This window comes from Pedobacter cryoconitis (assembly GCF_014200605.1).
GTDB classification, from domain to species: domain Bacteria; phylum Bacteroidota; class Bacteroidia; order Sphingobacteriales; family Sphingobacteriaceae; genus Pedobacter; species Pedobacter cryoconitis_B.
Map to the genome: position 1 here is coordinate 98,886 of NZ_JACHCE010000003.1, position 15,832 is coordinate 114,717.

Here is a 15,832-nt window from a genome sequence, read left to right on the forward strand (position 1 = left end):
TAGTATGTATAAATGGGATAGCATACGTCCCGTTTTTAAAATACTATGGACAAAAAAGAGGAATTAAAGCTATTATATCAGCTGTATTTAACGAATCAATGTTCTTCAGCCGAACTTGAGCGTTTCTTTTCTTTAATTAGAGAAAATCAGGATGATGACGAACTTATTGGTTTGCTATCTGCCACCTGGGATCGTACAGAAGCTATACCTGAAACCGGATTAATTCCTCCTTTCCTTCCTGAAAAAGAAATTACACAATCGAAACCAATGCTGACTCGCAGGATTAGTTACAGCCTGAGGCAATTTGCCGCAGCCGCAGCTATCCTGCTTGTTTTGGGTGGAGCTTATTTATATCGTGCTCAAATATCTCAAATTGTTAATCCTGTACAGCAACTGGAAACTTTCAGTAAAAATGCTGAACGTAAACAGTTCATACTGGCAGATGGGACTAGGGTCTGGCTGAGCCCGAATAGTAAATTAACCTATCCTGACCGGTTCAATGATGACAAACGGATAGTTAGTTTGGATGGAGAAGCCTTTTTTGAAGTTACCCACGATGCCGCACGCCCCTTTATTATTCAAAGCGAACAGATTAGTACAACTGTATTAGGAACAAGTTTTAATGTTAGCGCTTACAAAGACCAGCAGGAGATTAATGTAACGCTGGTGACAGGAAAAGTTGCTGTGGCTTTAAAAAGTTCAGTTCCGGTTATTATCACCTCCAATCAAAGAATTACTATAGACAAGTCTTCAGAAAAAATCACTAAAACAGATTTTCCGGATGCAGAAGATTTTCTGAACAGGCGTTTAGGCCTTTTTGATTATAAAGGCATCCCTTTCAGAAATGTGATTACAGATCTGGAATCACAATATCATTCGAAAATCAGCTTGAGCCCGGATCTTGACCCTGGTAAATTTTATGGTCAGCTGGATATGACTGTACCTATTGAACAATGCCTGAATAAATTAAGCACAGTAATGGAGGTAAGCTGGAAGAAAGAAGGAGGGCAATATGTTATTGTAAGATAAATGTCCGGCTTCTGGGTCTAGAAAACCGGACATCATACAGATCAGTTAAAAAATGCCCGAGCCTTGAGAACTATAGGGCATATCAAATCAATATTTAAATATAAAGTTATGAAAAAATACGAACCGATAAGGTTCCTGGCAATTATTGCCTTATTGTTACTGCTCCTGGTATTTGTACAGATAGAATCCTATGCCCAAAGTCCATTAGGGAAAAAGTTAAGTATCAGCCTGAAAAATGAACCATTAAAATCTGCACTAGATAAAATCAGCCTTATAAGTGGAATTAAATTCACTTATAATGACCAGGTTGCGAACAGTAAAATAAAGATAACTGTTTTTGCACAGGATAAAAGCCTGAATGAAATATTGAATACAGCATTAGCTGATCAGCCTTTCAAATTCACAGAACTAGGCAAAGAGGTATATATCAAATCTGATCCTGCTAAAGAAAAAAAGGTTCTGGCCGACCCGGCGGCCAATCCGGCAGAAGGTCAGGAAAGACATACTATAAGTGGTACGATTTCTTCTTCTAAAACAGGAGAAACCTTAATTGCAGCTACGATCAGAGTTTCCGGTACAAAACAAGCTACTTTAAGTAATGAGTATGGTTTTTACTCCATATTACTTCCAAAGGGAAAATACACAATAGAGGTGAGCGCAGTAGGCAGCCAAACCAATACGCAAGCTGTTCAGGTAAATAAGAATTTAAAGCTGAACATTGCTCTTGATGATAGTGCCAATGAGCTGGAGACCGTAAATATTACGTCTTCTTCGGCCAGAAGGGCTATTGATAACCCTCAGATGGGGATGGAACGTTTAACTGTGTCAGAAACTAAAACTATTCCTGTCATATTAGGTGAAAGGGATATTATCAAAACACTGCAGCTGTTGCCAGGTGTAAAAGCTTCTTCAGAAGGGACCAGCGGTTTTTTTGTAAGAGGAGGAAGTGCAGACCAGAATATGATCCTGCTGGATGAAGCACCGGTTTATAATGCAAGTCACCTGCTAGGTTTCTTTTCTACATTTAATTCGGACGCTATTAAAAACGTAACCCTGTATAAAAGTGGAATGCCTGCACAATATGGTGGCCGGTTATCCTCTGTTATGGATATCAAGATGAATGACGGAAATAATCAAAAAGTCAGTGTAAGTGGTGGAGTTGGAATGATTGCGGCCAGACTGAATGTCGAAGGCCCTATACAGAAAGGAAAATCATCTTTCTTAATTTCTGCAAGAAGGACTTATCTGGACCCCTTTCTTAAACTTTCTTCTGACACATCGGTTAAAAAGATTAAACTCTATTTCTATGATGTCAACGCCAAAGCAAATTATATACTGGGAGATAAAGACAGGTTATTTATTTCGGGATATCTTGGTCGCGATGTACTCCGCTCAGACAAGTTAACCGGACTGGACTGGGGAAACGTGACTTCTACCCTTCGCTGGAACCATGTATTCAATAGTAAGCTCTTTTCTAATACCTCTTTGATTTTCAGCAATTACGATTACACAATCCAGAGTACAGAAGAACAGAATTCATTATCACTGTTTTCACAAATCAGAGATTGGAATTTCAAAGAAGATATACAATGGTTTGCTAATGAGAAAAACACAGTAAGTTTTGGTGTAAATGCGATTTATCATACCATCAAACCAGGTGAGGTCCGTGCGGATGGGAATACAGGATTTATTCCACAGGATCTGCAAAAAAGATATTCGTTGGAAAATGCGGCTTATGTGAGCAATACATGGAAAGCCAATGACTTGTTTAGCCTGACTTATGGATTGCGTCTTTCTGCTTTTTCTATTTTAGGAAGTGGTGATTACTATGACGTAAACAGTGCCGGACAGGTAACCGGAACTACAAGTTACAAAAAGGGCGAAATTGTAAAAACGTATTTCAATCTGGAACCCCGGATTGCCGCCGCACTTCAGTTAAACGAATCTACTTCAATTAAGGCTTCTTATGTACGTAATGCACAAAATCTGCATTTGATTTCGAACTCTAATTCTATTTCACCGACAGACAGATGGCTCGCGAGTACGAATATTATCAAACCAGAGATTAGTGACCAGGTATCTTTAGGTTATTATAAAAACCTGGCAGATAATGCCTATGAATTTACTTCGGAAGTGTATTATAAAGACCTTAAAAATCAGATTGACTACCGTGATGGTGCAGATATTTATACCAACAGGCCTATCGAAACCCAGTTACTTTATGGTAAAGGAAGAGCTTACGGGATAGAAATGCTGCTTAAAAAGAAGACTGGAAGACTAACCGGATGGATTGGCTATACACTTTCTAAGTCTGAAAGACAGGTGGATGGAATTAATAACAATCAATGGTATAATACCCGTCAGGACAGAACACATGATATTTCTATTGTCGGAATGTATGCATTGAATGATAAATGGTCATTATCTGCCAACTGGGTATTCTCTACAGGCAGTGCAGTAACTTTTCCAAATGCAAAATACAGATTATTAGGAGAGAGTTATTTCTACTTTTCTGAGCGCAACGGAGAAAGAATGCCATCTTACCACAGGTTAGATCTTGGTGCAACCCGTATCCTGAAGAAAACAAAAACATATTCTTCTGAGCTCAGCATGAGTTTATACAATGCTTACGGAAGATCAAATGCCTACGGGATCCAGTTCAGAGATAATCCGTATGACGCTAACCGGACTGAGGCTGTACAAACAAGCTTGTTCAGATTTGTTCCTTCTATTTCTTATGATTTTAAATTTTAACCATGAAACCATTATGTGCAGCAAAACACAAACCCGAATTAACAAAACCTGGTCGCACATGATAGCTTCATTACCATTAAAGAATAATTAATATAAAATGAAAATATATCTTTTGATAGTACTTGCAGTACTCCTTGTATCTTGTGAGAAGGTGATACAATTAAAACCTGCCGATAAACAGGATAAATATGTGATTGAAGGAACAATTACCAATGAACCGGGAACCTGTTCAGTTTTAATCAGCAAAACCAAAAATTTTGATGACGACAATACTTTTAATGGGGTTAGCGGGGCGGTTGTCAAAATAGAGAACAATGGCAACAGCATCACGCTTCCCGAAACCAGTATGGGTGTCTATAAAACCAGTGCAATTAACGGAACTCCTGGTCAAACCTATCGCTTAACTGCTACGGTCAATGGAGAAACATTTACAGCAACCAGTACAATGCAGGATCCAATACCTTTTTTAGATTTTTATCTTAAACCAAAAGACTTTGATAGCCTCAGAACAGTTGCCTATGTAAAATATAAGGACTCTGCTGAGATTAAGAATTACTACTGGTTTGAATTATTCGTTAATGATAAAAGGCAGGATAATTATAGTTTAGCAAATGATGATTTTACGACAGGACAAGTAATAAATTCGGGGGTTATATTTCAGAATACAACTAAAAACAGAGCAAAAGATATTAAAAGGGGGGATAAATTAGGTGTGGAAATGCATAGTATTGACGCTTCGGTTTATCTCTATCTTTTTAGTCTGACTGGTGCAAAAGGAAGCGGAAATAATGCTGCACCGGCTAATCCGATCAGCAATATTACTGGTGGTGCACTAGGCTATTTCAGTGCCCATACTACACAAAGAAAAAGTCTGATTATACCTTAACTGTTATTCTTTCCATCTGCTTTTATTTGACCCTTAATAATATGGTATCCTTATTGTTAGATAAACTGAACAGACTTATATCTGACCAGTTTATCTAACAAAAAAGCGAACATATGAAGCAGCTCTCCACAATTATTTTTTCTTCAATCCTGCTGATTTCTTGTAACGGACAGCATAAAGAAAACCGGAAAACTACACTTACAAAAGATACCAGCACTCTGGATTCAACCCATAAATCCCCTTCAATTACTAAAAAAGAAGATCTTCCGGAAATTTCAAAGGCAAAAACCTGGCTGACTACAGCGATAGAGAATTCTTTGAACAAGGCAAATGGGAATATGGAAAACTCCAATACAGAAGCTGAAGGAAATGTGAACACTATTTATACAAAACAGTACTATGATTATAAAGACGATGCCATCAATGTGGATTTGGATGATGGACTAACCAATGAAGAATTTTTTCTGAAATGGAAAGACAAATATAATCCGGAGCTTGCAGGAGTTGGAACAGGTTTTTTAATTCCGGAACAAGATTATGGGCACATCAGTGTGTCACAATGCGAATTAAAAAAGAAAATAGCTAATGGGTTTATTTTCAATCTGGTTATAGCAGATCCTCAGTATAAAAAGAAGTATAAAATGGATATTAAGGTTATTCGTAACGCTAATTCATTTCTTATTGATGATGTAATGGAGCACTGATTTATATTCCGGAAAAGAGTATTTACTACTCAAAGAATAAAAGGACATTCTGTTTAGAACTATTCTAAATTACTTTGGTATATTTGTGGATATCTTGAAAAAAGAACTTTCCGAAAATATTATAGTAAATTACCCTTAATAATGATAGAATTAAAAACAGAATTTTCAGAATACATCAAGAATTTCGAAGAGAAATTAAAAATCTTATTCCGGGGGAAAGACAATACTGAACAGTTTGACTTAGCAGCTAAGCTACCTCCTTCAATTATGAAGGAGATCCTTGCTGAACAGCCTTTAGCTGCAGCAATTCCTGAAGAATACGGAGGAAATGGAAGTATCGTAAAAGAATGTCTGAGCGTGTTATCAGCAGCTTCTTATGAATCTTTACCACTCTCTCTGACCTTTGGTATTAACATCGCACTTTTCCTGGAACCTCTTTCTAAATATGCAGAGGAATCTGTTAAGAAAGAAGTATTTGACCGTTTCCTATATGAACAGAATATGGGCGGACTGATGATCACTGAACCTGATTATGGAAGTGATGCACTCAATATGAAAACCCGTAATAAGGAAACCGCAAACGGATATCAAATCAAAGGGACAAAGCATTGGCAGGGACTTACAGGTCTGGCTGATTACTGGCTGATTGCCTCCCGGGCAGAACTTGCTGATGGTGGCCTAAGCAGAGATATTGACTTCTTTTTATGTGATAATACACAAGAAAAGCAGCATGTCTTTGTGGATGAATACTTCGATACGATGGGGCTTCATATGATCCCTTACGGACGCAATGTTTTAAACATTGAAGTACCAAAAACGTTTAAATTAAACCCTGAAACCACTGGTATCAAAATGATGCTGGACATCCTTCACCGAAGCAGAATGCAGTTTCCAGGGATGGGTATGGGCTTTATAAAGCGTATGCTTGATGAAGCTATTCTGCAATGTAAGAACAGGATTGTCGGTGCTTCAAATTTGTTATCAATGGATCAGATCCAGTTCCAGATTTCTAGAATCCAGTCTGCTTATACGATCTGTTCAGCTATGTGTGTAAGAAGCAGTCAGATTAGCGGGATTGAACATAATTTAGCATCCGAAGGTCTGGAAGCGAATAGTATGAAAGCAGTAGTTACTGATCTGATGCAGGAATCTGCTCAAATTTTAACTCAGGTTTCTGGTGCTAAAGGATACAAGACATCACATATTGGCGGACGTGGTATTATGGATAGCAGGCCTTTCCAGATTTTTGAAGGTTCTAATGAGATGCTTTATGCACAGATCTCAGAAATCATTATACGCCAGATGAAAAAACAGAAGGAGTCAAATTTATTTGATTTTCTGACGACATTGAAACAAACTGCAGAAGCATGCCATTATTTCAAAAAGGAACTGAGTTTCACGTTAAATAATACCCTTTCACAACGTAAACTATTTGACCTTGGAAAAGTAATAGGAAGAATTGTCTCTTTAGGTTATGTATTAGATCTGGAAATTAAAGGTTTCAGAAAAGACTTGATTGACAACTGTATTGTAAACGTGAAACAGGAAATCCGTACACTGATCTGTGCTTTTAATTTTGATAACAGTTCTCAGGTAATAGAAGATTATACTGCAGAAAGTTCGTGGTTTAATTTCGCTTAACCGAATTAGTAAAATTAAAGAACAATTGATAAAATGACCTGAAATGCTCCCGGATTAAAATATCCGGGAGCATTTCAGGTACTTAACCGGATATTAAAAATCAACTTTAATCTTAGCTCTTATACCCCATTTAGAGATATGAGGATTATCCAGATATGTAAGTCTTCTAACCAGGTCAACCCTTAATATTTTGAATATATTGGATAGCCCTACACTTCCTTCCATATAAGGAGCAGAACCCAATCCAGATGACATAATACGACCATGTCTGTCTTGTGGAAATTGATATAAACCAGAATTCTGAGTTGGATCATTTTTGCTGGAAAGTGAACCGTACAATACCTTTAATGTTATAATTTCTCTTAACTGAAGTCTTTTGACCAGTGGGACTTTGTTCAGGATGAATCCATTAAAATTATGTTCCAGATTAACGCTGGCATATTTATCACTCAGGAATTCCATAAAATTCATCAGGTTATAGGATGGCAGTTCATAAGCATAACTCTGGTTCGCTCTATGTATCGTCAGTAAGGGAAAAGGAACTTTTCCAAACACCTTCCCTGCTTCCAGAATAACATCCGAATAACCAAACTGAGAGAAATAGGCTCTTTTAAAAACATTAAATGTCAGATTCTGATAATTATAGTCTCCATTTAAAAAGCCCTTAACTCCTATAGATCCACGTAAGGTGAAGATAGGATATTCATTCCTGATTGGTCTCCTGAAGCGTTTTCCCTGGTAAAATTGTTCGTGGGGCGCCCATCTCACCTCTCCGGTAAATTCAGAATTGGTGATATCCTGCACTTCTGCAGGGCCAGAACTATTCAGCGCAATGAACCGCAGCCCTCCGGCAGGATCAAGAATCTGGTTTTTATAGGCAACTTTAAAAGAGAAGTGATCTTTTGTTTCGTGAAGGTACTCCAAAAGCCATTTTCTATTGTATAGCCACTTATCATTAATTCCTCTTTTGAATGATAAAAGGAAGTTATCATCTTCCAGGAAGTTAAGATCCTGCCCCGGTATCTGTGTTTCATAGCTATGCCTCAGTGTTAATGACTTTACAGGGAATTCATAAATAGAACCGGGCGAAAGAGAAAGAACAGTTCCCAGTGAATACTTCCATTTCCTGTCACGGGTACCGTAGGCAACATGACCATCAAAGAAAACCCTTTTACTAAACAGATCTGTAGTACGGCCACCAACCTTAAGTCTCAGCCCCTCTACCGGATTAAAACTGTAGAATGAGTTAAATGGCCCTACTTCTACTTTGCCTTGTCCTATATAGCCGGAAAGCAAAAATGAAGCAATGCCCATAGCACGCTTAAATGGTTTTGAATTCTTAAGACTATCTATATTTTTATAAGCCATCTGCTCAATGGGCGTAAGTTTTTCAGGCCTTAATTCTTCCATGGCTATAGGCTTTGCTGACCCACCGGGTTTCAGCTTTAGCGTTTGATTTAAAGCAGTCGCGCTACTCACAAAGTCATTAATAAATAAGGTTCTTTCTCCGTAAAGACTTGCGCCTTCCTTAAAAAGGCCAAGATCCATAGCCATTATACTTTTTCCTAAATAATAGTGCCCGGTTTTATCCTGATGATAGTCAAGAGATATATTCATATCCTTTACCCAGTTGATATTGATTTTGGAATTAACAGAAAGAGTAGCTTTTTGAACCGCATATTTACCATCCAGTGAAACATATAAATATCCCAGGAAAAGCACATCTTCTTTGTTACGGGGAGCAATCATCAGCTTGATTTGCATAGGGGAAACATCTTTCAAAGTATCAATGATAAAATACTTATAAAACTGTGGGGCCAGATCAGAAATAGGGCTCATAAAACTCTGATTTCCAATCCCAATATCATTTTGATAAATATCAACCCGCTGATAGATCTTATCTAAATATTCGTTGATACCATCTTCATCAATAAATTGGTCTATCCTCGACTGGTTTTCTGCCAGAACAGTTGATTCCTGTTTAAATGGATTCTGATAGACCAGGTTATGGCTTATCTTTTCTTTCATAAAAATGGGAGTCAGCACTCTTCCGGGCCGGGTTATTGAATCTGAATTATCCTTTAAAAATGATAACTTTTTAAGCAGTTTTGATGTCTTTGCTTTTTCAGTAGCCATACTTAAAGAAATATTCAGTTTTTCATATTCCTGGTAGGAAAGATAATTCTGAAGATTTGCAGCATTTGATTTTTTATGCTCAATAACCTGCCTGATCAACTCAACAGCAGGATTATTCTTATTTTTATATCTTGGTTTATGCGCTACGGAGATACTAACCTCCGAAAGATCCTGAGCATTAGGCTCTAATTGGATATCTATCTGGTGGATCTGGCCCGCAGGTATTTGTAATCTTAATTTATGATAACCTATACTGTGGAAAATAATATGTTTTACCTTATCCCCCGACTGGAGATGGTATAATCCTTTAGCATCACTGGAAGTTTTAACAGAACTATGTTCAAATCCAATGGTTACTCCGTGAACTGCTTGTCCTGTTGATTTGTCTGTAATCTGACCTTTAACCTGTATGATCTGGGCTTCTGCCCCAAAAAAGAAAAAAAAAGAAATTATTAAAATAGAAAACCTCATAAAGCCTATAGGCTGTCATTGAATGGGATAACAGAATAATTCAAATTACAAACTGCCCATTACCCAAATCACGGGCAGTTTGTATGATTTCTAAATCATTAAAATGGTATTGCGTAACCAATTGTGGCCATAAAACCACGATTTTTAGCTTTTGCAGGACCTTTGTTTACATCTGTTAAACCCAATGCATATCTGCCGTCAATCAGCACACTTCCTTTACCAACAGGGATAGCTATGCCACCCCCCATCTGGACACCGAAATTGAACCTTTCCACTTTAGCTCCATAAAGGGACTCCATCTTTTTCGTACCGCCTATTGCCATTCCAATAGATGGGCCCGCATTAATGTATACCGGACCGAAAGAGTATTTTAGCAGCACCGGAAGTTCAAGGTAATTCAGGTTATACTTATTATTATCATTTTTAATCTTTGTACCTGCTCCCACGTAATTCAACTCAGGCTGAATTGAAAATGCTGAACTTTTCACCTTAAAATTAACACCTAACCCTGCAGTAAAACCAGTTTTCGATTGTTCTCCATCTACATTACTTATCGCTTGTTTTGAGAAATTCAAACCAGCTTTCGGAATTAATTGTACACTCTGTGCTTTTACAAAATGTACTGAGGCAAGCAAACCTGCTACCAATAGTATTTTTTTCATACTCAAATAATTAATTTTTTAATGTTCTTTATGATGCAAGTTTACTTTGTCCTGCAGGCTCCCCGGGTTACAAAGTCACTGAGACAGAAATTTCCAATACTGAAACGACATTTATCTCTATCCAATGGAATTTCAAATTACCTGTTTTCAGCCCTGCATATTTAATCAGGCTAAATTCTTAAAACTGAAAAGTGCCCTTTTAAATAATAAATACATTCTCCTATAATAGTTCATTTGTGATTATTTGACTGATAAACGCAGAATTTATCAAGACCCCTATTCCAGACAACAAATTATTAAGCATATAGATATTTTCACAGGACGTCAAAAACAGCCTTTTCAATTGATAAGATGAGATAAAAGCTATTGAGATATTTTGACTTTATAACTCAAAACATAAAATTAAAAATGGCGTAGGGGTATAATCCAACTGAGACGTACTATAAATATATGGGTAAGATAAATACTTAACATATTATAAAACATGGTCCTATGGTAACTCTTATTATATATCACTTAAAAAATGCAGTTATTCTTTATACACTGTTGATCTTTTCCCTGGCAGCAAATACTTATGCACAGGAAAAAAGAACAAAATATAACATATTAAGAAATGGCAATATTATCGGACAGATGCAATTCTGCCAAAAAAATGATGGCGATGATTTGTATTTGAAAATGACATCACAAGTTAAAACTCAATTCATTATGAGTATTAATGTAAATATTGAAGAGGATGCCCATTTCAAAAATGGTAAACTCATCAGCTCTAAAGTAGTACGCCATGTAAATGGTAAAAAGAAAGCAAATAATCAAACCATGTTTATCAATAATGTTTATCAAACCCAATCGGATGATAAAATTAGTCAGATCAGGGAATCAATCAATTACAACCTGATGCTTCTTTATACTAACGAGCCAATCAATCTATCACAGGTTTATTCTGATAATTACCTCCAATTTCTAAAGATTAAACAAACTGAGCCACATACTTATCGTATCATTTTACCCGATGGCAATTACAATGATTATTACTTCATCAAAGGTATCTGTCAGCAGGTGATCGTACATCATTCATTATATACCATTAAAATTCAGCTTGCCTGAACCAGATCCGCAAACACTAACTAAGTTCTATAAAACGATTCAAATCATTTAAACAAGATATCCATGTTGATTATCAATAGTGTTCAAGACCAGCTCTCTACTTTTTTTGGTGCCCCTCAAATCGCAATAGCAGATATTGGGCTGGTAGAAAAAAGTGCACCAAACCTTATTGTGTATGCCCTTCCAGCAGTCCTCGCGATTACTGTACTGGAATTTGTTTTGTCTTATTTTTTGGAAAGAAAGAATTATGAAGGAAAAGAGGTCCTGGGATCAATATTCGTTGGTGCTGGTAATCTTATGATCAATCTGGTCATGAAAACAGTGATGTTATACGCGGTTGTATGGTTATACAACCTTATTCCTTACCGGATGCCCCTCAACTGGTGGACACTTATACCCTGTTTTTTAATCTATGATTTTTGCACTTACTGCACGCATTATGTATCACACTTCTGCCGTTTTTTCTGGGCCTCACATGTAGTACATCACTCAGCGGATCATTATAATCTTACGGTTAATTTCAGGCAAAGCTGGTTTCAGTATACAAAAATCATCTTTTTCATTCCACTCATGCTTACTGGTGTACATCCTGTGATATTCTTTGTAGCGAATCAGCTGAGTATCTTATATCAATTTTGGGTACATACTGAAGCAATTGGTAAACTCCATCCTTTTATTGAAAAACATTTCGGTACTCCTTCTAATCATAGGGTACATCATGGCAGTCAGGAAAAATATCTTGACAAGAATTTCAGTGCGGTATTCATGGTATGGGATCATTTGCTGGGAACTTTTCAATATGAAGAAGAGCCCCCGGTTTATGGTATTACCAGTCCGTTAAAAAGTAAAATCAATCCCTTATATCTCAATTTACATGAATTTCAGGATATCATAAAAGATGTTAAACAAGCTGATACGTTAAAAAGAAAACTATATTATGTTTTTGCCAGTCCCGACAACATCGCCAAAAGTAAATTAACAGTTAAAGAAAACACAATAAAAACATTGACCATTGAGTAAATAATTTATTTTTAGTGTAAATTCATCAAACAAAACAGAACATGAAATATCCTAGCTAGTGAATGGAATATAGCCACAATCAGATTATTAATTTAATAAAAGAAGGAAATAAAGATGCATTTGAACAAACGTTCAGGACGTTTTATAAAATGCTGCGGGCTTATGCTTATACTTTTATAAAAGATAATGAAGGTGCCGAAGAAATTATACAGAATGTATTCTGCAGGATATGGGAAAGGAGGGATCAGCTAAAAACTGATGGTTCTTTACGCTCCTATCTCTACAGAGTAGTACATAATGAAAGCCTAAGCTATCTGAGACATCAGAAAGTGAAAAATTCATTTCAGGATTATTATAAAGAAAATACGGAAGAAGCTAGTAATGAGGTTGTAAATAAAATATTAGCCAATGAATTAGACCGTCACATTCAGTGTGCAATAGCAGAACTACCCCAACAATGTCGTATCATTTTTCAAATGAGCCGTTTTGAGCAGCTTAAGTATCAGCAAATAGCAGATATTCTCCAGATTTCTATTAAAACAGTTGAAAATCAAATGGGAAAAGCACTAAAAGTATTACGCCTTAAGCTTATAGAATTCCTCCCTGTTATTATAGTTTTACTTCATTTAACACAAAAAATGATAGGTTTAGAAACCCTGCAATAATTGAATAGAAGATGATCATAAATTTAACAGTTAACCACGGGATGCTCCTGGGAGCAATTAAAAAACAATTATAACTAATAAAAAACAATGAGCCCTAATATGAATGATGATGTGCTGGTGAAATATATGCTCAATGAGGCTAATGCCAGTGAAGTAATTGAAGTGCAGGCCTGGTTAAATGCCAAAGCCGAAAACCAGAAGTATTTCAATGATATGAAAAAAATCTGGGAGGATAGTCTGCGGCTTACTGAGCACAGTGAGGATAATGAATCGGCTACATGGAGTAAGATTGAAGACCGTTTGAATTTTAATACACCTGTCATACTCAAAAGAAAATCTTTAATTAATAAAAGCTGGTTACGCTTAGCAGCTTCGATTGCCATGGTTTGCGGGCTGAGTTGGCTTGCCTTTAACCATTTCAAAAGTCCTGCTATAATGAACATAAAAACCAAGGAGCAGGTACTCACACAGATCTTACCAGACGGATCTCAGGTTACACTCAATAAAAACTCTCTGATTTCTTATGCCAGCAAATTTACCGGAGCCACCAGACCAGTAAAATTGCAGGGAGAAGCTTTTTTCAAGGTTGCTCCTAATTCAGCCAAACCATTTATAATCAGCGTAAATAATATAACAGTAAAAGTAATTGGCACCTCATTCAATGTTAAAAACAGGAACGGTAAAACCGTTATTGTAGTCGAAACCGGAATTGTAAAAATTAGCAGATACCAAAGTAGTATCGAATTGCATCCTGGAGAACGCGTAACTATAAATCAGGATCAAAAAACATTATCCAAAGAAAGCAATCCTGGAAAATTGTATAATTATTATCGCAGCAATCAACTGGAATGTAAAAATACCACGCTACAGGAACTAGTTGACGCGCTGAATGAAATATACCATACCAACATAGTTATTGCTAATCATACTTTAAAAAACAAGCAGATTACGGCTAGCTTCAGGAACTCCTCACTGGAAGAAATCCTGGATGTAATTTCTTTAACCATCAATGTCCGGATTCAGCATAAAAATCAACAGATAATATTGAAGTGATCACAACCCTATGAAGCGCTTTACCTCTAAGATATTTTTTATAATTCTTGCCATATGCATTTGTAATAAGACAAATGCTCAGTCGATACTTGCACGTAAGATCTCACTCAACATTGTTAATCAGCGACTGGGAACTGTAATGAGCCTCATGGAAACAAAAGGTTCATTCGGGTTTTCTTACACAAGTAAAATAGTTCCTCAGGATAGCATTGTTAACTTACAAGTCGATGGAATAACAATTAAAGAGGCATTGGATCTGTTATTAAATGAGCATTATGAATATAAGGAAACTAAGAATTTCATTGTTCTTCGTTACGCACCTCTCCGGCTTTCATTGATTACTGATAAAGCATGGGGAGATAAAAATACTTATATAATAAGTGGTTATGTGGCAGATGAGCAGCATAAGAAAATGCATAATGCAAGTGTTTATGAACATGACCTTGCACAGGCAACACTTACCAATGAAGATGGATATTTCGAAATTGTATTACATCATATTTATCAACCCATTGCATTAACTGTAAGTAAAGAAAACTATAAAGATATCACAACCTATTATTTATCAGAAGTTAACATTCAACAAAAAAAACAGGATGAAGACAGCAATTATTATACTAGTGACTTTGAAGATATTGCCAGTCTGGGTATTGCCAGGTTTCTTACTTCTGCAAAACAGCAAATTCATTCATTGAACCTTGGCCGGGTTATTTCTCAAGCTCCTTATCAGCTTTCATTAACCCCTGCAATAAACACGCATGGCACTTTTAGCGGCCAGATTGTCAATAAGATTTCCCTCAATTTAATGGGGGGTTATAATGCCGGAGTTAAAGGGATAGAAATTGGTGGATTTTTTAATATCAATAAGATGAATATTAAAGGCTTTCAATTGGCCGGATTATTTAATATATCAGGAGGTTCAGTAAGAGCTGTTCAGCTATCTGGTATTTATAACGATGTCCGGGGTAATACTGACGGTGTGCAACTTACCGGGATTAAAAATAATATTAAGGGAAACAGAACAGGTGTTCAGATAGCAGGTATTTTTAATAACGTTAAAAAGAACTCATCTGGTGTTCAGATAGCAGGACTTTTTAATAGTGTACATGGGAAAGCCAGCGGGATACAGCTTGCCGGAATTTTCAATCAGGCTAACCAGTTTGATGGTTTACAGATCGGATTGATCAATGTTGCAAAATCTTCTACAGGTTATAGCCTGGGCTTATTAAACTTTATTGGAAATGGTTATAACAAAGTTAGTTTGGGTTATAATGAAACAATTGATTTGAACATCTCACTGAAAACAGGAACTAAAAAACTTTATACACTTTTGCTGGGTGGTATGAATGCTAAAAAAGATGACAAGTTATATGCTTTGGGTTTGGGTTTGGGGAAATCAATAAATATTACAAAATGGCTGACTTTAAATCCAGAATTAAGCTGCAGATATATCTATCAGGGAAACTGGAAAGATCGGAATTTGTTGAATCGCTTTGATCTGGGCTTTAACTTCAAATTAGCAGATGGTCTGAGGATTACTACAGGACCATCTGCTAATATATTTTATTCTACTCAGGGGGCACAGCTGGAAAACTATGCTTACATACAGAACAGAACTGACAGGTTTAATCTGAATGATAGTAAACTACGGGGATGGATTGGCTGGAGTGCAGCATTAACTATTTTTTAATGTGCAGGAATATT

Annotated in this window: 12 protein-coding genes; 10 read left to right on the forward strand and 2 right to left on the reverse strand. The window is 36.5% G+C overall.

Going from position 1 to position 15,832, the window contains the following annotated elements; genetic code table 11:
* Positions 1 to 45: 45 nt before the first annotated feature.
* The 5 genes from HDE68_RS11275 (at position 46) to HDE68_RS11295 (ending at position 7,014) form a co-directional block, all read left to right on the forward strand.
* A complete protein-coding gene (locus HDE68_RS11275) occupies positions 46 to 1,029 on the forward strand; it encodes a FecR family protein (protein WP_183881930.1) in 984 nt (327 codons plus the stop codon).
* A 108-nt stretch (positions 1,030 to 1,137) separates the two neighbouring features.
* On the forward strand, positions 1,138 to 3,783 hold the full coding sequence (locus tag HDE68_RS11280; protein WP_183881932.1) for a TonB-dependent receptor: 2,646 nt from the start codon (positions 1,138 to 1,140) through the stop codon (positions 3,781 to 3,783).
* A 97-nt stretch (positions 3,784 to 3,880) separates the two neighbouring features.
* A complete protein-coding gene (locus HDE68_RS11285; protein ID WP_183881934.1) occupies positions 3,881 to 4,669 on the forward strand; it encodes a DUF4249 domain-containing protein in 789 nt (262 codons plus the stop codon).
* A 113-nt stretch (positions 4,670 to 4,782) separates the two neighbouring features.
* Complete coding sequence (locus tag HDE68_RS11290; protein WP_183881936.1) at positions 4,783 to 5,373, forward strand: hypothetical protein; 591 nt, start codon at positions 4,783 to 4,785, stop codon at positions 5,371 to 5,373.
* 141 nt (positions 5,374 to 5,514) lie between these two features.
* A complete protein-coding gene (locus HDE68_RS11295) occupies positions 5,515 to 7,014 on the forward strand; it encodes an acyl-CoA dehydrogenase family protein (RefSeq protein WP_183881938.1) in 1,500 nt (499 codons plus the stop codon).
* Positions 7,015 to 7,107: 93 nt separating this feature from the next.
* On the opposite strand, the gene HDE68_RS11300 is transcribed toward HDE68_RS11295, so the two are convergent.
* Positions 7,108 to 9,621 carry a DUF5686 family protein gene (locus HDE68_RS11300; RefSeq protein ID WP_183881940.1) on the reverse strand — a complete coding sequence of 838 codons (2,514 nt, stop codon included), beginning with the start codon at positions 9,619 to 9,621 and terminating at the stop codon, positions 7,108 to 7,110.
* Between the two features lie 98 nt (positions 9,622 to 9,719).
* Complete coding sequence (locus HDE68_RS11305) at positions 9,720 to 10,283, reverse strand: porin family protein (protein ID WP_183881942.1); 564 nt, start codon at positions 10,281 to 10,283, stop codon at positions 9,720 to 9,722.
* Between the two features lie 492 nt (positions 10,284 to 10,775).
* Here HDE68_RS11305 and HDE68_RS11310 point away from each other — a divergent pair, with 492 nt between their 5' ends.
* The 5 genes from HDE68_RS11310 to HDE68_RS11330 all read left to right on the forward strand — a co-directional run bounded on the left by HDE68_RS11310 (position 10,776) and on the right by HDE68_RS11330 (position 15,818).
* Complete coding sequence (locus tag HDE68_RS11310) at positions 10,776 to 11,390, forward strand: DUF6134 family protein (RefSeq protein ID WP_183881944.1); 615 nt, start codon at positions 10,776 to 10,778, stop codon at positions 11,388 to 11,390.
* 63 nt (positions 11,391 to 11,453) lie between these two features.
* A complete protein-coding gene (locus HDE68_RS11315) occupies positions 11,454 to 12,410 on the forward strand; it encodes a sterol desaturase family protein (RefSeq protein ID WP_183881946.1) in 957 nt (318 codons plus the stop codon).
* 62 nt (positions 12,411 to 12,472) lie between these two features.
* On the forward strand, positions 12,473 to 13,075 hold the full coding sequence (locus tag HDE68_RS11320; RefSeq protein ID WP_183881948.1) for an RNA polymerase sigma-70 factor: 603 nt from the start codon (positions 12,473 to 12,475) through the stop codon (positions 13,073 to 13,075).
* Between the two features lie 87 nt (positions 13,076 to 13,162).
* On the forward strand, positions 13,163 to 14,128 hold the full coding sequence (locus HDE68_RS11325; RefSeq protein ID WP_183881950.1) for a FecR family protein: 966 nt from the start codon (positions 13,163 to 13,165) through the stop codon (positions 14,126 to 14,128).
* Positions 14,129 to 14,276: 148 nt separating this feature from the next.
* Positions 14,277 to 15,818 (forward strand): STN domain-containing protein, encoded by a 1,542-nt coding sequence (locus HDE68_RS11330; protein ID WP_183881952.1) that lies wholly within the window; start codon positions 14,277 to 14,279, stop codon positions 15,816 to 15,818.
* Positions 15,819 to 15,832 lie beyond the last annotated feature (14 nt).